Origin of the sequence: Streptomyces sp. NPDC058683 (assembly GCF_042716195.1) — a bacterium.
In the GTDB taxonomy this organism is placed as follows: domain Bacteria; phylum Actinomycetota; class Actinomycetes; order Streptomycetales; family Streptomycetaceae; genus Streptomyces.
Genome location: NZ_JBHXSK010000081.1, coordinates 1 through 22,104, shown reverse-complemented (window position 1 = coordinate 22,104; position 22,104 = coordinate 1). Strand labels below are relative to the sequence as shown.

The following is a 22,104-nucleotide window of genomic DNA, read 5'->3' as shown; positions in this document are numbered from 1 at the left end:
GCACCGGCTTGACCCCTCGGCCAACCCGATCGTGATCACGACGCCGCGCTCTAGAGGTTAGAAGGGGCAGCGGTCGCCTGATGACCGATCAGCTGCCAAATCCCGTTCTCCTGGCGCCAGATCACGATGTAGATAGCTACGATGAACCGTTCGGCACCACCGACCTGAACCTGCAATTCGAGTACGCCGGAGGCTTGGAAGGCTTGCTCCCCCAGCGCAGCAACCGATTCCACGCGGGCATTGACGGAGCGAAAGACGAGCGTACCGTTTCGGAACTTCTCGATGAAGGATCCCTTGCTGTCGAGCAGCCCGGTCGAGTGGGCGTAGTAGAGGTGCTCCGAGAGGAGACCAGCCAACCCCTCCACGTCTCCCGAGACCAGCAGACCAGCCCGCCTCGTCTCAAGTTCCATCGCCAAGCGGAGCACGTCCGCATCTCCCGACATTGGCACTTCCTCCAAGCCAATCGGCCACACATCCTCGCCCACATCAGCCTCTGGAGTCGGCGGCAGCACAACCACTACTCCGGCACAGCAACTTGCATTGCCGCGAGCAATGACACGGCACCAGCCGGCCCGACCGGACAAGGCAGATGAAAGGCATCTACGGAATCAACGATCACATAATCAATCGCGTGTGTCAAATTATCGACACCCATGACTATACCGATCTTGCATCGCGGCCTGAGACACACCACGTCTGCCCTGTTCGTCGCGGAGCGCGCACATAGAGTGACGACCAACCATTTCCAGCTGAACGCCAGGCAAGACCCAAGCCCTCGGCCGTGCACGTCGTCAACCAGTTCAAGAGCTGTACCTCGCACAGGGGGCCAACCCCTGAGGACGGCATCGAGTCGCCGACATGCGGCCTCATATGTCATAAAGCCTTACGAGCCGCGCAGTGGCCGCAGCGTCGATGCGCTGCGATCAAGGCTGCGTCTTCCTGAGCAGAGTCACCCTCAGGCCGTCGAGCATTGATCAACATGACGGAAAGCACACCAGAGGTGACGAGGATGACAACCGCCCGCCAAAGGGCAGTAGCGTAGCCACGCACCGCCCTCCTCAAAACCGCGCATGCGGGGCATCTGTCACTCCGTGTGAAGCCACATATGCGGTCACGGCACTGGCCGCAACCGTGTTGAGCAGTGCAGTGCCGATTGCCGCAGACAGGAAACCCGGTCCCATGAGCAGCCGTGGGGCGACGCGCAGCGACAGCCGAGCAGGGACGGACCGGACTGTGGCGGGCCGAGCGGTGTGGCAGGAGGAGAACCCGAACGCACAGGGCGGGCGGCGGTCCCTCCAGACCGCTACGGAAGGAGGCAGTAGCCGGCGTCCGGGACGACCAGGGAACGCTATCGTGGCCAGGTGGTTGCTGGTCGAGGGAAGACACTGGCTGACCGACTTGGTGTCGCGCGGGAGCGGGCTTTCGTCGGCCGCGCGACGGAGCGTGCCTTGTTCCGAACCGCCCTAGAGTGCGGTGAGGACGCCTTCTCGGTCCTCTACCTCCATGGGCCCGGGGGCATCGGCAAGACCACCTTGCTCCGGCGTCTCGGCGACGATGCGCGGGCGGCAGGGCGTGCCGTGGTGCAAGTCGACGGTCGGACGCTGGAGGCTACGCCGGCCGGGTTCTCAGCGGAGGCCGCAGGCGCTCTGGACACCGACGGGGTCGTGCTGCTCATCGACACGTTCGAGCAGTGCCAGGGACTCGAGGCATGGCTGCGTACCCAGTTCCTCCCGCGGCTGCCGTTCGACGCCGTCGTCGTTCTCGCCGGCCGTCTGCCGCCGGATTCACGCTGGCGGGTCGACCCTGACTGGAACGATGCGCTCCGGGTCATCAGCATCGGTGGTCTGTCCCCGGATGAGGCCAGGGTGCTGGTGAGGATGAAGAAGGTACCGCTGGCGCTCCAGGACGAAGTGCTCGCATCTGCTGGCGGCCACCCGCTCGCGTTGACCTTGGCGGCGGAGGTTGCGGCCCAGGAACACAGTGAGTTGGGCAATCAGGCTTCGCACCGCGACATGGTCCGGGTCCTGCTGAGGCAGTTGGTCGGCGAGGTTCCCTCGCGGGAGCACCGGCGGGTGCTTGAGGCCTGCGCGCTGGTGGAGATCACGACGCTGGAGATGCTGCGTGAGATCGTCGAGTCGCCCGCGGATGAACTGTTCGACTGGTTGCAGGGCCTGCCGTTCATCGAGTCGGGGCGCAGCGGCCTCTTCCCGCACGACGTCGTCCGCGATCCGCTCATCGCGGATCTGCGCTGGCGTGATCCGAGCGGATTCGGAGCCCTGCTGCAACGCCTGCACGCGTACCTACTCGGCCGAGTCCGGTCCACTGCCGAGAGTTCGGTCATGGAGGTCACCCGTTCGCTGATCTACCTGTATCGGACGGGCAGCGGTATCGCGAACTACGTCACCTGGGCCGGCAGCGGAGAGGTGTACGAGGACGTGTTCCGCCCGGAGCACCGCGCAACGGTGCTCCGGCTCGCAGAAGAGGCCGAAGGCCCCGAGTCCGCGCGGCTTGCGGAGTTCTGGCTAGAGCGGCAGCCCGAGGGATTCCGTGTGTATCGCCGCGTCGAAACCGGCGAGGTGATCGCGTTCATGACCTGGCTGCGTTTCAGCCACCCCGACGGCGAGGAGACCGCCGTCGATCCGGTGATCGCCGCAGCATGGCAGCACGTGGACACGCACGGCCCCTCGCGTCCCGGCGAGCACATCACGGTCTCCCGATTCGCGGTCGATCCGGCCGCCGCTGGGCGCACGTCGCCCGCGGTGGATCTGATGGTGGCACGATCCACTGCCCAGTGGCTGCGCGCCTGTCGTGTCTCGTGGTCGTTCATGACCGCGGTGGACGCTGAGTTCTGGATGCCGCAGATGAAAGCAATTGAGCACGAGCCCGTAGCGATGGATGTCCGAGTGGGTGAGCGGTCGACGGGACTGTTCGGCCATGACTGGAGGGTGCGGTCGGTCGACAAATGGCTTGACCGGCTCTCCGGCGAGCTGGTCTCCGGGGAGTTGGCAGCCGCCTCACCGGGGTCTCGGATTCTGCCGCGAGGCGAGTTCGACACCGCCGTCCGGTCGGCGCTGCGCGACGTGGCGGACGACGCCGCCCTGGGCGGGAATCTTTTGTGCTCGACCAGGCTGGCCGACAACGGGCCCGCGCTGCGCGCGTTGGTCACCGATACCGTTGAAGCCTTGGCTGCTCCCTCCCCCAAACAGCACCGTGCCGTGCGCACGACCTACTTGCTGCGGGTGCCGACGCAAGAGGCTGCCGCGGAACGGTTGCAACTCCCGTTCAGCACATACCGCCGCCACCTCACCGCAGGGGTCGCCGCGGTGTGCGACCAGTTGTGGGAACTCGAGCTGAACACAGAGTGAGCGGCGGCCTGTGCAAGGGGCTGAGCAGACTGCGTCGGCCTGTTGAAGGCACCTGCAAGCCGACCGCTGGTTGAACCGAAGCTCCGGCCGGCTCCTCGCGCCCGCGGTCTTGGGGCCTGGCCTTGCGAGCACGGGGGGGCGCGGCACCTGCTGGACTCGATGAGCTCGTCGACATCCGCGTGCCCTGGACTGAGCGGTAGATGAGCACCGATTGGCCTGGCCTGTGAACACATTCGGCTACGACGCTGTGCCAGGAGCCACGGGTGGGGCGCTCCGAAGCGATCACAGCTGAACTACTTCACGGGAGAGCGATATGCCGCTGGTACTTGTTCATGGCGTGCCGGAATCCGAATCGATCTGGGATCAACTGCGTCACGAGCTTGACCGCGACGACGTGATCACCTTGTCGCCTCCGGGGTTCGGCGCGCCCGTCCCAGAGGGATTCGAGGCCACGTCCGACGGCTACCTTGCGTGGCTGGTCGGTGTTCTGGAGGGCATGGACGGACCGATCGATCTTGTGGGACACGACTGGGGCGGGGGGCACGTGCTGCGCGTGGCAGCGAGGCGGCCCGACCTGATCCGTTCATGGTGCAGCGACACGGCCGGGATAACCGATCCCGGCTATGTGTGGCATGACCTCGCGCAGGCTTGGCAGACTCCAGGCGTCGGCGAGGCATCGATCGCTGACATGTTCGGCGATTCGGTTGAGGCGCGGACCGAAGGATGGGTAAATCTGGGCGCGGATGCTGAGGGCGCGCGCAAGCTGGCGCTGGCTGGTACTCCTGCGATGGGGGCGTGCATCCTGGCCCTGTACCGCTCTGCTCTGCAGCCGAAGCTCACCGAATGGGGAATCGAGCTGGACAAGGCGGAGCACCGGCCGGGCCTGGTCATCAACGCTACCGAGGACGTGTTCGTCGGCGGCCCGGACTCGGCTCATCTCGCCGCGAGGCGGTTTGGCGCAGAGGAAGCCCGCCTGGAGGGACTTGGCCACTGGTGGATGATGCAAGATCCTCGACGCGGTGCCGCTGCCTTGAACAGGTTCTATGCGCACTCTCTTGCGTAGCCACGAGGTGGGTCGGCGTCGGCGCTCGGGCGTTGCGGTCCGCCCCCTGGACACCCCCACTACGGGAACCTGCTTCGCGTGGCCGGCCCGGCTGAATGTGCGTGATCTGACGGCCCATTGACGCCGTAGCATGGCGCCCCGGCCCGCGACCTCACCGGGAATGTCTGTGAGCAGGGCGGGCCGGGCGTCAAGACTTGGGACACAACGGGTCCGCGCCAGCAGCGGACTTGCGTAATCCGAGCCCACCAACCCTCGGGCCTTGGCCGCCGCACCGGCACCCATGGCGCGCGGATCCGCGTCTGCGGCCAATCGTGGCAGCCTGCCCGCCCGTCGGCTGTGCACCGGCTGCCTCCCGGCCTTGTCGGGGTGAGCGACCGGAGATCTCGCCGACCCCCGCCAGCCACGATCAGGATGAGCACCTTCGGGTAGGGAATGAGCAAAACTAGCCGGCTACTGGACTGTTCGGTGATCGCCCAATGGGCGCACAGTGCCGGCATGAGGAATGCGAAGCAGGCCGTGGTGCTCGGGGCCGGGATTGCCGGCCTCACCGCAGCAGGAGCACTCTCGGAAACATTCGAGTCAGTAGTAGTGATCGAGCGGGATCAACTTCCCGCCGAGCCGGAGAACCGGCGCGGAATACCGCAAGGGCGGCATGTGCATGGGCTGCTGGCCCGCGGGCTCGGGGCTCTGGAGGAGCTTTTCCCGGGTTTCGAAGACGATCTGGTCGCGGCGGGTGGTCTCCGTGGCGACATCCAGTCGGAAATACATTGGCATATCGACGGTCATCTCCTCAGGCCGGACCCCTCCGGACTGATCGGAGTCGCTGCGAGCCGACCGCTGATCGAGTTCGAGGTTCGTCAGCGGGTGTCGAAGCTCCCTGGAGTCAAGTTCATGGACAACTGCGACATCATGAACTTGGTGACCACGCGTGATCGTGCCCGTGTCACCGGAGTGGGAGTCATCTCGCGGGTCGATGGGTCGTCGGCTTCGACAATCGACGCGGACCTGGTGGTCGATGCCACGGGGAGGGGTTCGCGCACTCCTGCCTGGCTGAAGGAACTTGGCTACCCGGAGCCGCCGGAGCACAGACTGGATGTGAACATCAGTTACGTGACCTGGTATTTCAACCGCGAGCCTCATCACGGCGATCTCCCTTTCGGAACGTCGATCAGCGCCTTCCCCGGCAGCAGGCGCAGCGGCTTCCTCATGGCACTGGAGGGCGATCGATTCCTGCTCACCACCGGCGGGATCTTCGGCGAACGGCCGCCCGACGACCCAATCGGCCTTGCGGCCTTCGCCGCCTCCCTGCCGAGCACCGCGTTCGCCGACTTCCTGGCGACCGCAACCGTCATCGACGGGCCGATCAAGACTCGGTACCCAGCTACCGTGCGTCGACACTATGAGAAGATGAATTCCTTCCCCGCGGGTCTCCTCGTAGTGGGAGACGCCCTGTGCAGCTTTAACCCGGTGTACGGCCAGGGGATGTCCGTGGCAGCCCTGGAGGCACTTCTGCTTCGCGACTTCGTCTCAGCCGATTCTCGCAACGTGGCCAACGAGTTCTTCAAAAAGGCAGCAAGACTGATCGAGACTCCGTGGACCATCGCCGCCGGATCCGATATGCGATACCCGGAGTCCGGGGTCCGAGCACCGCTGCAAAACCGGGTAACCAATCGGTACTTGGCTCGCCTGTACCGGGTCGCCGCTGATGATGCGATCGTGGCGAGAGCGTTTCTCCGCGTCTTGAACCTGTTGGACTCCCCCGACAAGTTGCTGGCACCGCGAATCGCGTACCGCGTTGCGCGTGGGCCGCTGCGTTAGCAGCCAAGCAGAACGGTTACGGCACGCGGTTGGACTGGCCTCCGGCCAGGGCATCGACCACTGGGTCCATGGAGTGGCCAGGCCAGGGCAGGTTCCAGGTCGCCTTACGGCCGGCGCCTTCCGCGTGTTGTGCCCGAAGGATCGAACCGCTTCAAGTCGCGGGCTATGCTCGCAGAGGAATCACGCCACGAGCTCATACGGCACCGGATCGCCCGCAAGGGAATGGACAGTTCCCAGCGACTGGGCCGCCACCGTTGGGTCGTAGAACGGACCATCCTGCCGCCGCCTGCACCGGCGCTACGAACGCAAGGCCGAACACTTCCTCGCCTTCACAAGCATCCCGTTGCGGGCGTGCCAGGACGAGGCTCTGGCCGCGCTGGCCAACTACTACGCGTCCGGAGGACGGCATGCGGCCACGGTGATGGCGGTCGGGGCCGGCAAGACCGCACTGGGAGTGGCGGCCGCGTTGTCCTTCAGCAGGCGGCGGGCGCTGGTGGTGACTCCGGGCTCGGTCATCCGCGGCACGTTCGCCAAGGCACTCGATCCGGGTACGCCGGGCAATGTTCTGTACGGACTGGCGGGCGGCCCGCTGCTGCCGGGCACGCGCCCGCCGGCCACGCTGGTCCTGGACAGGGACGACGGGCAGACATCCCGCGTAATTGCGGCGTCATGGTCGGTCTGCTCCGCGAGCAACTCACAGTCGACAAGGAATTCGGCATGGATCACCCGCCCGTACGCGCTGGACTGTGCTTCGACAGATCCGACCCTGATGGATTCGGCGCGATCACGTTCGGCCAGCGTAACGGGCCGCATTTCGAGGATGTAGCCGACCGGTGAGGCTTCGTCATGCGCCGCCTTCCACGCATCATTCACCTGCTCGAAGCCGAAGGAGTACGCGCCTGCGAGGTCGTGGAGAAGCTGGTGATGGTCGTCGCCCCAAGCCGGGTGCGCGGAACGTATAGCCACAGCAGGGATGCCAGCCCGGATCCGCCAGCCGTACAGGTCAGGGCGGTCGTGGTCCGGCGGTCGGGTTACCTCATCCGCATGCGCTCGGCGCCACTCGTAGATCCCGTATGGGCCCTGTCCGATAGGGTCCAAGGCATCCCAGGAGTCGATTCCCGGCAGGGCGAGCAGGGCCAGCGCCTGCTCGAGTTCCTGCAGGTGCTGGCCGCGTTCCCACTCGGCGGCGCTGTGGTGAGGGCTGACCATCATCAAGTCCGGGGCCCTGCCGCCACTGAAGAACGTCTTGTTGTTGCCGCGCCACCACTCCCATAGGTCAAACGCCTCCCAGACGACCATGTGGGGTCGGTCCGGCGCCGCAAGTTCACGGCAAAAGGTATAGAGATCCGTGTCGCTGTCGGCGGTGGTCGAGGCCCAGAGCAGATCTTCAAGGGACATGGCGGCAAGCCCCGGTCGCTGGGGCGCAACCAGATGTCCGGCAGATGCGACGAGGAGAAGCGGAACTACCTCCGTCCCTGCGGGAAGGGTCAGGGACCCACCGGGCAGCGGCACACGAACCTCTTCGTCCGGATGGGCACGGGCATGCTCGCTGATCCGCAGCACTGCTGGCTCCTCCCGGAAGGGAGCATCCGTCAGATGCGGGCGGGCGAACAGCTGTACCAGCAACGCCCTGGCAGGGCCGAACATCACCACCCACTGCACAACGTCGCGAGGGGAGACAGCCGGGCCGCTGCTTGTGTCAGGGGGACCGACAATCTTGTCCGAGAACCGCCACAAAGCTCGACGTGCACGTTCAGCTGCGAGTTGGGCAAAACGCAGGCTGACGTTCGCTTCTACCGAGGCGGCGCGCCGAGCAAGATCAACAACGCCCTGCCCCAGGCTTTCGGGCAGGAAGCCCAATGGTAGCCAGAATCTCGCTGCGCCGCCGTCGGACTGCTGATGGGAAACGGCCAGGTACTTGCCGAACGTACTCTGCGGGGAATGGGGGTCGTAAATCGGCTCCCCCTGTTGTGCGGTAGCCCAGTCGAGCGCGGCCCGCAGCGTCTCGGAAGGGGCGACCGTCGCGTCCACCGGGATACTCAGAAGCACCTGCGCCGCCACGAGTTCCTCGTCGGTCAGCGTTGCAGGGCCCTCTGTCGGCACGTCCCCATCGGGCCACGATGAAGCCAGTGTCCGAATGGCCAGATCGGCGTACCGCAATCCCACCTCGACGTATTCGGAGATCCCGAACCCCAGATCGGGCACCAGAACCGAATCCGTCGCCTGAGCCACCGTCTTCCACCGCGTGACGTCGGCCAGTGGCCTCTCTACCTGGCCGGGAGCCAGCCGCAGCACCTCATCACCGAGCCGCGCGAGCACGACCTGGCGGGGATCGGACGGAACGAAATCCTCCAGTCCAGCCAGCCAGGGCGCTTCCCGACGACATGTGTCCAGTAGCCCGCCCACGGTCACAGCCTTGGCAGAAGACTGCCCGGTTGGCGGCGCAGCCAGCAGCTGCTGAAGGAGGTACCCGACCGACGCCCATCTGTGCCGCGTTCCGGGACTGGCACCCGCCGCAGTGAGCAGAACCTGCATGCTGGCCATGTCCATACCTGCGAGTCGTCGGCTCAACCCTTGAGGAGCTGTCCGTCCCGTCTTCTTCCGACCCTTGCCCACATTGCCCCCGCTCTCCCGAATACGCCAGCATAGAAAGCTGGTGTCCGAAAACCCACTTCAAAATTGCCGTGTGCAGGCTCACTGGACGCCGCGTCCACGTGCACAGCGGCACGGACCACCAGCTCGCCGAGCTGTTCTGTGCAGTCATAGCGGATTCAGCACACCCCGCGTCGGTAGTCACCGCGCTAAACATCAGCCCGCTGGGCACGAAGCCGCGCTCAGCCCTGGGTGTCGGGTGGGATGCCCGTACAGCATGGACAACTCCGTGGATCCAGACCGAGGCACGCGGGTCGACCCGCCAAGTACGGCCCCTGGCCCGCCAACTGACGCTGATGAACAGACAGCAGGAAAATCAGCGGCCATGTCGGAAACCATGCGGGTTGCGACAGACTCCGTGGGCACCACCGCCGGTATCGGCGTGATTGCCTGGCAGTCGTACCTGATGCGCAAGGCCGTGAAGGTCTCGCAGGACGCGCTCGAAGTGGCGCAGAACACGCTTGCCGCCTCCGAAACGGTGGCGATCGACGCAGCCCGCACGCGCCTGGACGCCCAGGCTCCTGCGGTGACCGCACGGTTCACCGAAGTCCAGTGGCCACCGTACGCCTGGTCTCACGTGGGGATGCCCGCCAGCCCGTGGCCGAACGGCTACGAGTGGCATTTTCCGGAGAAGGAGAACGACCGCATCGTCCTCAAAGCCCGCGTCGTGATCGAGAACAGGGGCGAGCGGTACATCAACGTCGAGTACGTCGGCGACCTGGTCAAGGTCGTCGAAGGCCGTGCGCGCCCCGCGACCGCACACGCTCTTTGGCCCAACCAGCTCGCAAGGAGGGCCGGCCACTCCCCCACCGTGTGACCGGCACTATCACTGTGCACGACAGCCGCGACAACGGCGCTACCGATATGTAGGAACTCGACCTGACCAGGTGCCCGGTGCGGCACCACGAGAGCCGCATGGGTGTCTGACTGGTCGACACCGACGCTGCCGCTGACTCGCTGGAGTACGACTCCCAGCCACCGTACGAGCGGACCTACTGGCTCTCGCGCCGCCTCGGTAGCCGCCCCCTAATCCCACGTACACGCCCAGTGCGGGTGGCCGGCAGTCCTGCCGGCCACCTCGCCGCCCCAACTGCCGTAGATCGGCCACTACGGGCGGATGGGCTGGCTGAGGAGTGCGGCCGCTCGCCCATACGGCTCACGTCTACGCAGCCCCGGCGACGTGCGTTTCGGCGGCAGCGTTGGCCGCACCAGCTAGAAGGACAATGCTGCCCGGGTCGTTACGGACGACGTTCACGGCGGTCGTCTCCGTGTGCGTATGGAAGGCCACCCGGCCTTCGGATACAGCACAGAACCGCGTTCGTGGTGCGTCGTAGCTCAGGATCAGCGTGCGGTGTCAGTCGCGTTGGTGGCTGGCCAGGGGCGTCCTGCGGGAGAGCAGGGGCGGTGGGGGTGTACATCATCAACACGGCCTAAGAGGCGCACGCCCCCCGAGGGCGACTACGTACGTCACCGACTTCCTCACGCCGGCCAGGATCTCAGCTACCTCCTGTCCACGGGCAGGCTCCGGTCAGGTCTCACCCTCCTCCAAGATCCGGACCATACACGGGCCAGCGCTCTGCAGCCCGCCTCGGCCGTGGACGTTTCGGCTGGTCAGAGGAGTGTGAAGCGTGTACCACCAGCAGACGAAGAACATTCTTTGTTCTTACAGCCCCCAGAAGCTCGGGTTCTTCTAGGGCTCAAGTCGGTTGCCTGGAGGCTTCGTTACGCTGCAGGCAATCCGACACGGTGGACACTCTCCACAATCAATACGACACCCTGCGCCACTGTCCGATCTACCAGTGAATTCGTCCCGGACCAGACGCGGGCCAAACTGCACCCCTGCGGAACTACCTCCGGCGGGCGTGTCCCCCGCGGCCATAGATCTACCGAATAAGGACTACAGGGCCGGGGAGATCGACGGCGAGGAGTACGACGTATGGTTCGAGCGGGCCGTGGCGGCCTGGCCGGACTACGCCGAGTATCAGAAAAAGACCACCAGGAAGATGCCCATCTTCGTTCTCACGCCTGTCGATGCGTAGCCGCAGACGTCCGAGTCCCGGGACAGGCTACGGGTCCGGCCGGTCCTTTCGGTGGAACAGGATTACCGCGCTCGCTCGGATCACTGTGCCAACAGAGGTGGATGCCGATGACGTGGACGGTGACGCTTTCGTCGGATCGGGTGGCGAGGACGCAAGTCAACTCCCCTGCCGTTGACTGTGGTTGTTGCGCGGCAAGTCGATCACGCCACGGCGAGCCCGCGTGCAGAGGGTGTCCCCGTCCCATTGCAAGTTCGGAGAGGACTTCTTTGTCGCGGGTACGACACCCAGGAGGGCGTGTGCGGAGCCGCAGACACCCTCCTGGGCAAGTACAGGGAGCGCCGCCTGCAGCAAGTCAACGGCGGCGTGGCCGGCATCAGCATCCCCGCGGCGCCGACAACGACATCCGTAGCCGCCGAGCCCACCACGGCGCCGCCCGCAACGGCCAAGCCGAAGCCTGAGGCGACCAAGGACTGCGGACCCGTCTGCTGAACGAAAGCGGCAGCGGTGTCAGCCTGTCTTCGGTATCCAAGAAGCGCATCCGCGCCACCGGCGCGGCACGAGTGGGCCCCTGCGGTCCCCGTCGGGGCGGCAGGGGCCCACTCGTGCTCACGGGGCCACTTGGCTGCTGGACCAGACCCGTTGCCGCAGGCCTCCCGGAGTGACGGTGCCCTGTGGGTACTTGGTGCCGTCACACGAGCCGTCCTTGAAAAGGCACACCGCGTCCGCGAGCCCGATCAGTTCCTCTTCCTCCGTGAATACGACGATGACCGCGGCCTTTCCGTCCTCAGCCATCGCGCGGATCAGCGCGTGGATCTCGGCCTTGGCCACGATGTCGACGCCCTTGGTGGGTTCGTCGAGCAGCAGTGGTCGGGGCTGCTGCACTGCGGCCCGGGCGAAAAGCACCTCCTGCTGGTTTCCACCGGACAGCCGAGTGATGGGCTGCTCGGGCCCTGTGGGCTTCACCGGCCCTGGCCGGCACCGTCCACGACATCCGGGCCACACGCGAGCACGGCATCATCGACCTTCTCACCCAAGCCGGCATCAGCTGCTGGGCGGACAAGGGCTACCAGGGCGCAGGCGACACGGTCCGGCTCCCGTACCGCGGCCGATGGGACCGCCTCTCCACCGGTCAGTAGGCCGTCAACCGACCCCATGCAAAGGTCCGGGCACTGGTCGAACAAGCCATCGCCGCACTCAACTCCTGACGGATCCTCCGCAAGCTCCGCTGCTCAACGACCCGGATCACAAGCCTCGTCCAATCAGTCTTCACCCTCCATCGGGCCAGCTCAGACTCAAGATGGAAAAGGCTCAGTAACCGGGTAACGTCGTTGCGGTTGCCACCAGTCAGGAAGATTGCCAGCGGCGTACCGTGGCCATCGGCGAGAGGTCGGGGGCATCGCCCACATTCAGCTCGTCAAGTGCAGAGGCGGCAACTCCCAGCAGTGGCTGCTCGACTCCTGAGTGTCCGATGCCTCGTGAGAGTTGAAGACGGTCAGAACCGTCGTAGGCGCTCACGAGGCATCTAGGAAGCCCAGGCCAGGTCGCTGGCAGTCTCTCGACGATCTTCTGCAAGGGATGAACGGCGCTCTCACGATGCTGGGCGTCAGCGCCGGCGTGCGGTCTAGTTCAGCTCGGCCATCACTTCTCGGTTCACTGCTCGCGCGGCCTCGAGGGTCTCGGCTTGGTCGACAAGCCTCCCTCGCAGGTCAACGATCTCCCGCTCCAGCAGCGCGGTCCGTTCGCAAGACCGTGCGCCGCTTCCGGGCGCCGACCTCGACCAACTGCTCCCCTCCCGCAATGTCAGTTCGGCGCCTGGCACTGACCGATGTAGCCCTCTGCCGCAACGGAGAAGTAGCCGTCGACCTCGATTGCCTTGCCCGGCGCGACGAGCTTGGGGTTTCCGGAGCAGTAGGTGCCGGGGTAGACCGACCAGTAGGCGACGGTGTTGTTGCGTACGCTGTACGCCCCGTACGGCATTCCTTTCTCACCCAGGTCGTCGTGGTAGCGCAGAAAGCTGTGCCGTGTCCCGGTCTCACCGCTGGCCGCCCACGCGCAGAAGTGGTCGCGGGGGCAGCCGGCTGTTGCTGTCGCCGATGTGATGGGAGCCGCGATGCACAGCGAGAGCATCGTGACGGCGGGGAGGGCGAGGTGCAGCAGCTTGGGTGCAGTGATCCGGCGCTTGGTCATGGTGCGTTCCTTCCAGTCGTTGTCCGCGCCCCGTCGGTGCGGACAACGGAACTGTCGTGTGCCCGGTGTCCCGGGCGCATGAGGCGCTGTCTTCACTCCTGTCCCGGATCCCGTCCCAGCCCTGCGTTGCGAGTAAGCGTCAAGACCTGTGGATGGTTCAGGTAAGTGTCTCCAGGAACTCCAAGAGCATGGTGAGGAGGACTTCCGGTCGTTCGAGGTGCAGGTCATGGCTGGTGCCGGGAACGCTCATCGCCACAGTTGCGGGCCGCTGCTGGAGCATCTTGTCGACGTCCGGCTCGGAAAGGATGCTCGACTGGGCGAGCACGACGAGGGTGGAGCAGGTGATCTGCCGCCACTCGTGGTCGAAGGAGTACTGGGCGTTTTCCGCCAGTGCGGCGACCATGACGTCCCGGTCGAAGCGCGGGTGCCAGGTGCCGTTGTGCTCTTCCAGTCCCGCTGCCCAGCCCGCGCCCACTGATCCGCCGCCGAAGAATTCGGCCGCCGCTGCACGTGAGGGGAACGGGGTCGGCCATGAGTCGAACCAGTCGCCGATCTCCTTGGGGGCGTTCGGGTTCGGGCCGTCGGGACCGGCTTCGACGAGCACAAGTCCGCGCACCATTTCGGGGTGGGAGGCGGCGGTAAGCATCGCGGTGTGGCCGCCGAGCGACTGGCCGACCAGGACCGGTCGCTCCAGCCCCAATCGCTCGGTGATGGCCACGACGTCGGCGATGTAGGCGGCGCGCGAGACATCTTCCGGATACCGCTCGCTGGCGCCGTGTCCGCGCTGATCGACCGCGACCACGCGAAACCGTTCACTCAGGCGTCTTGCCAACACGTCCCATTCGCCCGCGTGACCGGCCAGTCCGTGCAGCAGCAGGACGGGGTGGCCCGACCCTCCCCAGTCACGACAGACCAGCCGGACGCCGTCCCGCAGGACGAGCCGCTCGGACCCACTCATCTCAACTCCCCACGCAGCCGCCATCCCGATCATGTCGCACGGGTCTGGCCGCGCTCGACGAGGTGGCCGCGTTCGAAGCGGGCTCCGGCTCGGACGAGGGCAACGAGGTGGGGTGCGTTCACGGCTCGCCAGCGGACCTGGGCAGACTCGACGAGCTTGAAGACCATCGCCAGGGCGGCGGCGCGGGACCCGGCTCCCCTGGTGACCTTGGTCCGCAGCCGGACGGTCGCGAAAGTCGACTCGATGGGGTTCGTGGTCCGCAGGTGGATCCAGTGCTCGGCGGGGAAGTCGTAGAACGCCAGCAGCTCGTCCTCGTCATCGACGATCTTCTTGACGGCTTTGGGGAACTTCGCGCCGTACTGCTGGGCGAACACCTTGATGGCCTTGGCCGCGTGCTCCTTGTCCTCGGCGTTGTAGATGTCCTGGATGGCCTTCTTCGCCGTGGGCTGGGCCGACTTCGGAAGACTGTCGAGGCAGTTGGCCGTTTTATGAACCCAACACCGCTGGTGGCGGGTCTCGGGGAAGACCTCGTTGACCGCGTTCCAGAAACCGAGGGCGCCGTCGCCGACGGCAGGAGCGCGCATGCCGCGCCGCTGGCAGTCCCGCAGCAGGCCGGCCCAGGACTGGGACGACTCGCGGTAGCCGTCGGTCATCGCGATCAGTTCCTTGGTGCCGTCCGCGCACACCCATGACGACCAGGACGGCGGCCTTCGCCTCCTCCAGGCGTATCCGCAGGTGGATGCCGTCAGCCCACACGTAGACGTAGTCGGTGGCGGACAGGTCGCGCTCGCCGAATGCCTTGTGGTCGGCCTGCCACTGCGCGGTCAGCCGGGTCACGGTGGCCGCGGACAGCCCGGCCGAGGAACTGCTCGAGCGCCGGCACCAAGTCGCCGGACGACAGGCCATGGAGGTAGAGCAGCGGCAGCACTTCGCCGATCTTCGGGGACTTGCGGGCCCAGGGCGGCAGGATCGCCGAGGAGAACCGCTTGCGCTCACCGGTTTCCTCATCGACGCGCTTGTCGTTGACCCGCGGGGCCTTGACCTCGACGGAACCTGCCGCTGTGGTCAGCGAGCGGGGCCGGTGGTAGCCGTTACGGACCACCAGGCGGCGGCCCACCTCGTCACGCTGATCAGCCAACTCGGCAATGCAGGAGTCGACTTCGGCCTCCAACGCGGCGGCCAGCATCCGCCTCGCACCCTCCCGGACGATCTCGTCGATGAGCGAGGAACCATTGGCGGTGGTGCCGTCGGCGTTGACCACGCTGAGCACGAGCGTGCCTTCCCGACCCGCGCGCCAACGCAGGCCTACTCGATACCAGTCGATCGATCACTCGGGAAGGTACGTCCTCCCGAGCCGATCCAGAGGATCTGAGCATTGCTCCCGATCGCGTTTGCGCCGACAGGGCGTACGCCTCCCGGAAGAACCGCGCTTACCTGCGCCGTCGCGGGATCCGCTGCACCATCCCGGACAAGGCCGACCAGGCCCGCAACCACAAGAAACGCGGCTCGCGCGGCGGCCGACCGCCGAAGTTCGACCCTAAGGACTACAAGGCTCGGCACGCGGTCGAGCGCGACATCAACCGCCTCAAAAGGGACCGGGCCGTGGCTAGGCGATACGACAAGCTTGCCGTCCGCTACGAAGCCACCGTCCTCATCGCCGCCGTTGACCAGTGGTTGTGAACGGCTGTGTTGTGGCGGTGCGTGCGCTTCTTTGATGCGACCCGTTCTGCTGTCAGCCAAGACCGTCGCGGCTCCTACGGCATGGGCGACAGGATCGTCACATGCAGCCGATCTTTATTCTCGTGCACAGTCCGTCCGTGGGTCCCTCGACCTGGCACCCGGTTGCCCAACAGCTGACGGCGGCCGGATACCAGGTGCGGGTGCCGTCCCTGCTGCACATCGGCACCGATGCCCCGCCGTTCTGGCCCCGCGTCGTCAGCGCGGTCCGCGACGACCTCCGGCAGGTTTCGGCCGGCAGCGCCGTCACGTTGGTGGCCCACAGCAACGCAGGCTTGTTCGTCCCGGTGATTCGCTCGGGCCTCGACCATCCGGTGACCGGCTCGATCTTCGTCGATGCCGCGCTGCCGGCCCGAATCGGACCGACCCCTGTCGCCTCACCCGAACTGCTGGAATTCCTCGCTCCGATGGCGGTGAACGGCAGGCTGCCACGCTGGACCGACTGGTGGGACGAGGCAGACATCGCACCCATGTTCTCCGATCCGCTGGTGCGGCAGACAGTCGTTGAGGAGCAGCCCACCCTGCCACTGTCCTACTACGAGCAGCACATCCCGGTACCCGACGGCTGGGACGACCATTCCTGCTCCTATTTGCTGTTCGGCCCTCCGTATGAAGACCTTTCCGCCGAGGCGCGCGAACGCGGCTGGGCCGTGGCACACCTACCCGGCGCACACCTCCATCAGATCATCGATCCTGCCGGCACCGCCCAGCACCTCGTCGAGCTCGCCACTACGACTTGATCCACTTCCGATACACGCCCTAGTGCTCCCCCAGCAGTCGGATCGAACATCAACGCCCATCCGATCGCTGGGACAGCCAACCCGGCGAACCTTCCCGGTCAGAGCGCTAGGGGCGCTGCCGTTGGATTAAGGAGGTCGTCCCCGCCGACGCGGGGGGTTCCGGAAGCGCAGGGCCCCCGGACGTAGCCCTCCTGTCGTCCCCGCCGACGCAGGCGTTCGAGGACCTCGGACTGCCCTTCGGTCAGGGCGGACCACCAGTGCACGGGAGCCAGTCCACACCGCGCCGATACCTTAAAACAGAACCGAAAGGGCGCCCGCGAACAACGGGAAACCCTGGGGCCTTTCCGAGACTTCCGATCGTGTCAACGAACACGAGTACGAGACACCCGAAAGGCCATCTACGTAGGTCAGCAATGCAGAGCCACCCTGCACGCTAAGTCACAGGGCCACCTGGTCCCGTCCGGGACACCCAACCAGCAGAAGCGAGGAGCTCTGCGTTCAGCGTCACCCGCCCTGGGCACCCCGCCGACACTCGCCCACCTCAACACGCCCTGACCTGACCAATGGAGCACCTGACACGCCCTCAGAACGAGCGTCATGACCCATATTGAACCCAGCCCCATGACCGACATCGCGGCCGCGCTTGGTAGCGGTCTCGCAGCACAGCAGGTACGGGAACGCACCGCACCCCTACCCCCATCGAGGACAGGGCTGCGGTGAAGAGGTAACCGTCAGCGGCGGCCAAACCGTCAGTGCTCGGCTTCCGCGCCGATGAGGACGAAGGCCATCGTGGCCGGTTGGTCGCCGCGGTTGCGCCAGGCGTGGCGGGTGCCGTTCTGGATCACGATGTCCCCTGCCGCGAGCGGTGTGCAGTACCCGTCGTCGAGTTCGAGAACGATCTCGCCCTGCAGCACGATGCCGTAGTCCACGGTCGGCGTCGCGTGCATGCCGTCGGGCTCGATGAGCTCTGCGATGCCGGGTGAGTCGGCCCGCTGCTCCGTGTCGAAGGCAATGGGGTCGAAAGCCGGGTCAGCCATCGCGGCCTCCGGCGGGAAGGTCAGGACGATGAACCGGGTGCCGCCGGGTGCCGGGAGCAGGCTGGTGACCTTCGGCGTGGGATCGGCCCCGGTCCGACTGACCGTTGCCCCGGGTTCAGTGGCCCAGGGCAGGCGGGACACCCAGCCCGGCAGGCTGGTGAACTCCCGGCTGCGTGGGACAGGGTCGTCGCTGACGACGACCGATCTGCCGTTCTCGTCGTGGCCGGTGACGACTCTGCGCATGGGGTCTCTCCGTAGGTTGTCAGACGGTCAGCGGGGCAGGCCGGACCCGGTTGGGGCACCGAGGGCCGCTCCCCAGGCGTCCAGAGTGTCCGCCACCGTGAGGGCGGGCGCCCGCAGCAGGGCCGATGCCACCGTGCGTACGAGCAACCGGTGCCGGTCGTCGGTGAGGTACTCCACCGGGGACTTGCCGTCCACGCGCGCGAGCAGCAGAGCCGGCAGCAGTGTCGCGGCCCGTTCCTCGGCGGCGGATCGTGGCTCCCAGTCGACGCACCGGAGGTACATCTCGGTCAGCACCCGGGCGGACTGCAGCAGTTCACGGCGCCGGCCGGGCACCACCAGGCTCTTGAGGAGCAGATGGTTGACGCAGAAGGCCAGGTCGAAGGCCGGGTCCCCGTACCAGGCGCACTCGGCGTCCAGCAGTACGGGGCCCGCTGGGCCGACGAGGATGTTCTTGGGGCTGACGTCCCCGTGCACCAGGGCCAGGTGCGTGGTGGCCGTGCGGTCGGCGAGGCCCTGGAGGATGTCGCCCAGATCAGGGTGCGCCGCCGCGGTGGCCAGCAGGTACGGCTCGATGCGCAGGGCATGGAAGTTGTCGTCCGTGGCGAACTCGGTGGCAACGGCAGCGTCACCCGCGCTTGTTGCGTGCAGGGTGCCGAGGAGCTCTCCGACGGCCGCCGCGGTCGCCACCTCCACCTCGCCGCCGAGCAGCTGCGCCTTCCAGATCGGGTAGCGGTCGGGGGGCAGATACGCCATCGCGAAAACGCCGGCTTCGGGATCGTGGGCCAGCAGCTCCGGCACGCTGTCCGGGCGGCATCGGGCGGCGAACCGCATCCACGCCCACTCATAGGCGTTACGCGAGACCGGTGCCTCCCAGTCGGCCGCAACCCGCAGCCGAGCCAGGGCCCGCTTGACACACAGGGAGCGTCCCGGCAGGTCCACCCGCCACAGGTCGGACGAGACTCCGCCGGCCAGCGGCGTCCAGTGTGCGGCTTCGCCGGGCCGGGCGAGCTCGTGGGCGGTCAGGAAATCGGTCAGCAGGGGGTCCGGACCCGCCGGCGCGGAGGCCGGGCTCATCGCCGGTCGCCCGGTCCGGCGGGTCGGCCGCCGGGGTTGTTGCAGGGGTACGCAGGTGCCTCCCCCGCGAGGACACGTACGACCTCCTCGGCGGCTCGCCGACGCAGTTCCGTCACGGAGGCGTCGGAGGAGAAGGCGACGTGCGGGGTGAGCAGCGCGCCGGGCTGGTCCAGCAACTCGGCGGGGACCTGAGGTTCGCTCTCCAGCACGTCGAGGGCGGCTGCGTCCAGCTGCCCGCTGTCCAGTGCCTTGGTGACCGCGCCGGTGTCCACCAGACCGCCGCGGCTGACATTGACCAGCAGCCCGCCCGGCTTCATCGCCGCCAGCTGCTCGCCACCGATGAGGTGGTGCGTGCCGGACGTGAGTGGCACATGGAGGATCACCACATCACTGCGGCGCAGCAGGTCCTCCAGGCTCGCCATCTCCACCCCGGGGGCGTCCTTGGGCGGGTACGGGTCGTGGGCCAGGATCCGGCAGCCGAACGCGCCGAGCTTGCGCACGGTGGCACGTCCGATCCGCCCGTACCCGACGACACCGCAGGTCAGTGATGACAGCCGGCGCAACCGGGCGCTCGCGGGGTCCCAGCGGCCCGCGCGGACCTCCCGGTCGAGCACGGTCAGGCCGCGCGTCCAGGCCAGCACCATGCCGACGGCATGGTCGGAGACCTCCTCGACGCAGTAGTCCGGAACGTTCGTCACCCACGCGCCCCGCGCGGTGGCGGCGTCGACGGCGATGTTGTCGAGGCCGACCCCGAGTCGGGCCACGATCCGCAGCTCCGGCGACGTGCCGATCGCGGTGGCGGAGACAGGCGCCCAGCAGGTCAGGATCCCGGCGGGCCGGTGCTCGGCGACCAGCTCCTCGATCACCTCGATGGAAGCGGGGTCGGCAGGGCCGGTCACGAGGGTGTGGCCCGCGCCCTCGATCACGGATCGCTCGACGGCGTCGTCGGGCCAGGCGTGGTCGGTGAGCAGTACGACGCCGGGGCGGCTCGGTGGTTTCATGGCAGGTCGTCCTCGCAGATTCGTGCGGCCGTCGCGGGCGGCCGGGCGTCCCGCCCTGTGCGTCCGGTCAAGCGGCTTCGATCATCGTCCGGAAGGGCGGCCGAGGGCATGTCCGATGAGGCCGTCGGCCGCCGTGGGCGGGGTGGAGAGGGTCACTGGGCTCGGGTGGGGGTGCCGGCGCTCGCCGACTTGTGGTCGGTTCGGGCGCCGCTTTGCGTCCCCGGAACGGGTCACGAGATGCCGGGGCACGTCGCATCACTCTGTCACAGCCACATGATGCTAACGATAGCACCAGCCTCCTTCGACACGTCAAGAGCCCGGGTGCGAACCCCGTCGCCGACACCCCGGCGGCACGCCCGGACAAGCACGAAAGCCCGGCCATCGCAGGGAAAACGCGAACCGTCGAAGAAATCCTCCACCCGCGTCTTGACGCGCCGAGTACTTCCCTTCATGGTTTCTGCCAACGCCGACCGCGTGACCGATATATGTCCGCACGAGGCCGGGTTCTCGACGACGTCATAGCCACGGACGTCCCCGACGGGCGATATACGACCGAATTCCGCATGCGGCGTCCGACCGCGCTGCGGCTCATCGCCCCCATTCCGCCGATCGGCGATCACATCGTCTTCGCCGACTCGTGTCCGTGTTCAGCTCACCGCTTCTCGCCATCGCCGCACGCCCCCGTACGGCGAGGCATCCGCCACGGCCTGCCGTGGCCAATCCTCCTCAGGAGCCGCTATGACGCACGCAGCGCAAGCCGACACCCATACAGTGCCTGCCGACGGCACACAGGAAAGCAACCGCGTGCCCATCTCCAAGGGCATGATCGGGGTGGGCTTCCTGCTGGTGGTCCTCTCCTACATGGTCAACGCGATGGACCGTCAGGTCTTCCCCCCGCTGCTGCCCGACATCCGCCAGGACTACGGCTTCTCCCTGGAGCAGGGCGGGCTGCTGGCGACCAACTTCACCCTCGGCATGGCCCTGGCCGGGCTGCCCGCCGGCTACCTCCTGGACCGCTTCCGACGCAAGACCGTGCTGCTCGTCAGCATCGTGGTCTACTCGCTGGGCACGATGGCCACGCCACTGGCCGTCGGCTTCGCCGACATGACGGTCTACCGCGTCATCTCCGGCTTCGGCGAGGGCATGCAGTCCGCCGCCATCTTCGCCGCACTCGGCGCCTTCTTCACGCACCGGCGGGGCCTGGCCTTCGGCGTCATCGGCGTGGGCTACTCCACCGGCGTGTTCATCGCCCCGCTCATCGGCGTCCGGCTCATGAACCTGCACGGCACCTGGCACGCACCCTTCTACCTGTTCGGCACCGCGGGCCTGCTGATCGCCGCCGCCTCCCTCTTCCTCGTGAAAGCCGGCCTGACCGAGCACGCCGTCGAGAAGGCCGTCTCGACCAGGACCTACGAGTACATGCCGGCCTCCGCCTACAACCGCAACACCATCGCGCTGGCCGTCCACTCGGTCGTCAGCGGTGTGGCCATCTACGGGTTCCTCGGCCTCTACCCGACGTATCTCATCACCTCGCTGCACTACACCGCGGGGCAGGCGGCTCTCGCCATGAGCCTTCTCGGGTTCGGCGGCATGACGGCCGCCCTCGGCGGCTGGCTCGGCGACCGGGTGAACCAGCGCACCCTGCTGATCGGGAGCCTGCTGGCGGTCTCGGCCATCGCCGGGTGCATCTACGAGACCCACGCCGGCGTCGCTGTGCAATGCGCGTTCGCCTTCTTCATGGGCGCCTTCGGGCTGGGCTTCATCTACCCCAACACCAACAGCGCGATGCAGCGGGCCGTCCGCCCGGAACAGATCGGCCGCGCTTCCGGTCTCTTCGTCACCAGCTACTACGGAACGGCCGCGTTCTCGGGCCTGCTGTTCGCCACTCTGGTCGAGTCCTTCGGCTGGAGCCGGGCAGGGCTCCTGCAGGTCACGTTCCTGCCGCTGGTGGGTGTCGTCGCCCTCGTCTTCGTCCGCCCGTCACTGTTCAACAACGCGGACCGCTGAGCGCCGCGCCGGCTCGGCCGCGATGCTCCGTCATTCGCCTGCGGCGCCATCGCGGCCGGTCGCGCAGTTCCCCGCGCCCCTTGGCGGCACTGGCGAACCGCAGGCGACCGCACCAGGTCCGCTCAGGACACGGAAGACACCCCGTACACGCCAGGGGCCTGCCCGCACCGATCGGTGCGGGCA

General features: G+C 67.0%; 16 protein-coding genes and 3 pseudogenes. 11 read left to right on the top strand and 8 right to left on the bottom strand.

Annotated features, from left to right (window positions below; genetic code table 11):
• Window positions 1-50 precede the first annotated feature (50 nt).
• On the bottom strand, window positions 51-512 hold the full coding sequence (locus ACFWXC_RS49515) for a nuclear transport factor 2 family protein (RefSeq protein WP_384490276.1): 462 nt from the start codon (window positions 510-512) through the stop codon (window positions 51-53).
• Window positions 513-1,361: 849 nt separating this feature from the next.
• On the opposite strand from ACFWXC_RS49515, the gene ACFWXC_RS49510 reads away from it, so the two are divergent.
• From ACFWXC_RS49510 to ACFWXC_RS49480, 7 genes and pseudogenes are all read left to right on the top strand, one after another.
• On the top strand, window positions 1,362-3,365 hold the full coding sequence (locus ACFWXC_RS49510) for an AAA family ATPase (protein WP_384490274.1): 2,004 nt from the start codon (window positions 1,362-1,364) through the stop codon (window positions 3,363-3,365).
• A 313-nt stretch (window positions 3,366-3,678) separates the two neighbouring features.
• A complete protein-coding gene (locus ACFWXC_RS49505; RefSeq protein ID WP_384490272.1) occupies window positions 3,679-4,428 on the top strand; it encodes an alpha/beta fold hydrolase in 750 nt (249 codons plus the stop codon).
• Between the two features lie 495 nt (window positions 4,429-4,923).
• Window positions 4,924-6,246: an NAD(P)/FAD-dependent oxidoreductase gene (locus ACFWXC_RS49500; RefSeq protein WP_384490270.1), complete on the top strand. Its 1,323-nt coding sequence runs from the start codon at window positions 4,924-4,926 to the stop codon at window positions 6,244-6,246.
• A 195-nt stretch (window positions 6,247-6,441) separates the two neighbouring features.
• Window positions 6,442-6,522: pseudogene (locus ACFWXC_RS49495) on the top strand (IS5/IS1182 family transposase); the annotation flags it as partial.
• A 67-nt stretch (window positions 6,523-6,589) separates the two neighbouring features.
• Window positions 6,590-7,072: a DEAD/DEAH box helicase family protein gene (locus tag ACFWXC_RS49490; RefSeq protein WP_384490268.1), complete on the top strand. Its 483-nt coding sequence runs from the start codon at window positions 6,590-6,592 to the stop codon at window positions 7,070-7,072.
• A 2,151-nt stretch (window positions 7,073-9,223) separates the two neighbouring features.
• Complete coding sequence (locus ACFWXC_RS49485; RefSeq protein ID WP_384490266.1) at window positions 9,224-9,715, top strand: hypothetical protein; 492 nt, start codon at window positions 9,224-9,226, stop codon at window positions 9,713-9,715.
• Between the two features lie 1,045 nt (window positions 9,716-10,760).
• Window positions 10,761-10,937: a nitroreductase/quinone reductase family protein gene (locus ACFWXC_RS49480; protein WP_384490264.1), complete on the top strand. Its 177-nt coding sequence runs from the start codon at window positions 10,761-10,763 to the stop codon at window positions 10,935-10,937.
• 606 nt (window positions 10,938-11,543) lie between these two features.
• Here ACFWXC_RS49480 and ACFWXC_RS49475 read toward each other — a convergent pair.
• Window positions 11,544-11,840: a hypothetical protein gene (locus ACFWXC_RS49475; RefSeq protein WP_384490301.1), complete on the bottom strand. Its 297-nt coding sequence runs from the start codon at window positions 11,838-11,840 to the stop codon at window positions 11,544-11,546.
• A 41-nt stretch (window positions 11,841-11,881) separates the two neighbouring features.
• Here ACFWXC_RS49475 and ACFWXC_RS49470 point away from each other — a divergent pair.
• Window positions 11,882-12,229: pseudogene (locus ACFWXC_RS49470) on the top strand (transposase family protein); the annotation flags it as partial.
• 508 nt (window positions 12,230-12,737) lie between these two features.
• Here the strand turns inward: ACFWXC_RS49470 and ACFWXC_RS49465 are convergent.
• The 3 genes and pseudogenes from ACFWXC_RS49465 to ACFWXC_RS49455 form a co-directional block, all read right to left on the bottom strand.
• Window positions 12,738-13,124 (bottom strand): peptidase inhibitor family I36 protein, encoded by a 387-nt coding sequence (locus tag ACFWXC_RS49465; protein WP_384490262.1) that lies wholly within the window; start codon window positions 13,122-13,124, stop codon window positions 12,738-12,740.
• Between the two features lie 157 nt (window positions 13,125-13,281).
• On the bottom strand, window positions 13,282-14,082 hold the full coding sequence (locus ACFWXC_RS49460) for an alpha/beta fold hydrolase (RefSeq protein ID WP_384490260.1): 801 nt from the start codon (window positions 14,080-14,082) through the stop codon (window positions 13,282-13,284).
• 29 nt (window positions 14,083-14,111) lie between these two features.
• A pseudogene (locus tag ACFWXC_RS49455) lies at window positions 14,112-15,352 on the bottom strand (IS256 family transposase).
• A 56-nt stretch (window positions 15,353-15,408) separates the two neighbouring features.
• On the opposite strand from ACFWXC_RS49455, the gene ACFWXC_RS49450 reads away from it, so the two are divergent.
• Both ACFWXC_RS49450 and ACFWXC_RS49445 read left to right on the top strand, forming a co-directional pair.
• Complete coding sequence (locus tag ACFWXC_RS49450) at window positions 15,409-15,762, top strand: transposase (RefSeq protein WP_384490299.1); 354 nt, start codon at window positions 15,409-15,411, stop codon at window positions 15,760-15,762.
• A 101-nt stretch (window positions 15,763-15,863) separates the two neighbouring features.
• Entirely contained in the window at window positions 15,864-16,559 is a 696-nt protein-coding gene (locus ACFWXC_RS49445) for an alpha/beta hydrolase (protein ID WP_384490258.1), read from the top strand.
• A 749-nt stretch (window positions 16,560-17,308) separates the two neighbouring features.
• Here the strand turns inward: ACFWXC_RS49445 and ACFWXC_RS49440 are convergent.
• Genes ACFWXC_RS49440 through ACFWXC_RS49430 form a run of 3 tightly spaced genes read right to left on the bottom strand, consistent with a single transcriptional unit; the run spans window position 17,309 to window position 19,914 of the window.
• On the bottom strand, window positions 17,309-17,839 hold the full coding sequence (locus ACFWXC_RS49440; protein WP_384490256.1) for a cupin domain-containing protein: 531 nt from the start codon (window positions 17,837-17,839) through the stop codon (window positions 17,309-17,311).
• A gap of 27 nt (window positions 17,840-17,866) precedes the next feature.
• The gene (locus ACFWXC_RS49435; protein ID WP_384490254.1) at window positions 17,867-18,913 is read right to left on the bottom strand and encodes a phosphotransferase family protein; all 1,047 of its coding nucleotides are present in this window, start codon (window positions 18,911-18,913) and stop codon (window positions 17,867-17,869) included.
• Window positions 18,910-19,914 carry a C-terminal binding protein gene (locus ACFWXC_RS49430; RefSeq protein WP_384490252.1) on the bottom strand — a complete coding sequence of 335 codons (1,005 nt, stop codon included), beginning with the start codon at window positions 19,912-19,914 and terminating at the stop codon, window positions 18,910-18,912. The genes ACFWXC_RS49435 and ACFWXC_RS49430 overlap by 4 nt, the downstream gene beginning before the upstream one ends.
• Before the next feature lie 738 nt (window positions 19,915-20,652).
• Between ACFWXC_RS49430 and ACFWXC_RS49425 the strand changes: the two genes are divergently transcribed.
• Window positions 20,653-21,921 carry an MFS transporter gene (locus ACFWXC_RS49425; RefSeq protein WP_384490250.1) on the top strand — a complete coding sequence of 423 codons (1,269 nt, stop codon included), beginning with the start codon at window positions 20,653-20,655 and terminating at the stop codon, window positions 21,919-21,921.
• Window positions 21,922-22,104: the final 183 nt, after the last annotated feature.

Excerpts from the sequence above, each read along its gene's own strand:
- ACFWXC_RS49465 (WP_384490262.1), bottom strand. The coding sequence starts at position 13,124 with ATGACCAAGCGCCGGATCACTGCACCCAAGCTGCTGCACCTCGCCCTC.
- ACFWXC_RS49445 (WP_384490258.1), top strand. The coding sequence starts at position 15,864 with ATGCAGCCGATCTTTATTCTCGTGCACAGTCCGTCCGTGGGTCCCTCG.
- ACFWXC_RS49430 (WP_384490252.1), bottom strand. The coding sequence starts at position 19,914 with ATGAAACCACCGAGCCGCCCCGGCGTCGTACTGCTCACCGACCACGCC.
- ACFWXC_RS49425 (WP_384490250.1), top strand. The coding sequence starts at position 20,653 with ATGACGCACGCAGCGCAAGCCGACACCCATACAGTGCCTGCCGACGGC.
- ACFWXC_RS49500 (WP_384490270.1), top strand. The coding sequence starts at position 4,924 with ATGAGGAATGCGAAGCAGGCCGTGGTGCTCGGGGCCGGGATTGCCGGC.
- ACFWXC_RS49485 (WP_384490266.1), top strand. The coding sequence starts at position 9,224 with ATGTCGGAAACCATGCGGGTTGCGACAGACTCCGTGGGCACCACCGCC.
- ACFWXC_RS49505 (WP_384490272.1), top strand. The coding sequence starts at position 3,679 with ATGCCGCTGGTACTTGTTCATGGCGTGCCGGAATCCGAATCGATCTGG.
- ACFWXC_RS49460 (WP_384490260.1), bottom strand. The coding sequence starts at position 14,082 with ATGAGTGGGTCCGAGCGGCTCGTCCTGCGGGACGGCGTCCGGCTGGTC.
- ACFWXC_RS49440 (WP_384490256.1), bottom strand. The coding sequence starts at position 17,839 with ATGCGCAGAGTCGTCACCGGCCACGACGAGAACGGCAGATCGGTCGTC.
- ACFWXC_RS49435 (WP_384490254.1), bottom strand. The coding sequence starts at position 18,913 with ATGAGCCCGGCCTCCGCGCCGGCGGGTCCGGACCCCCTGCTGACCGAT.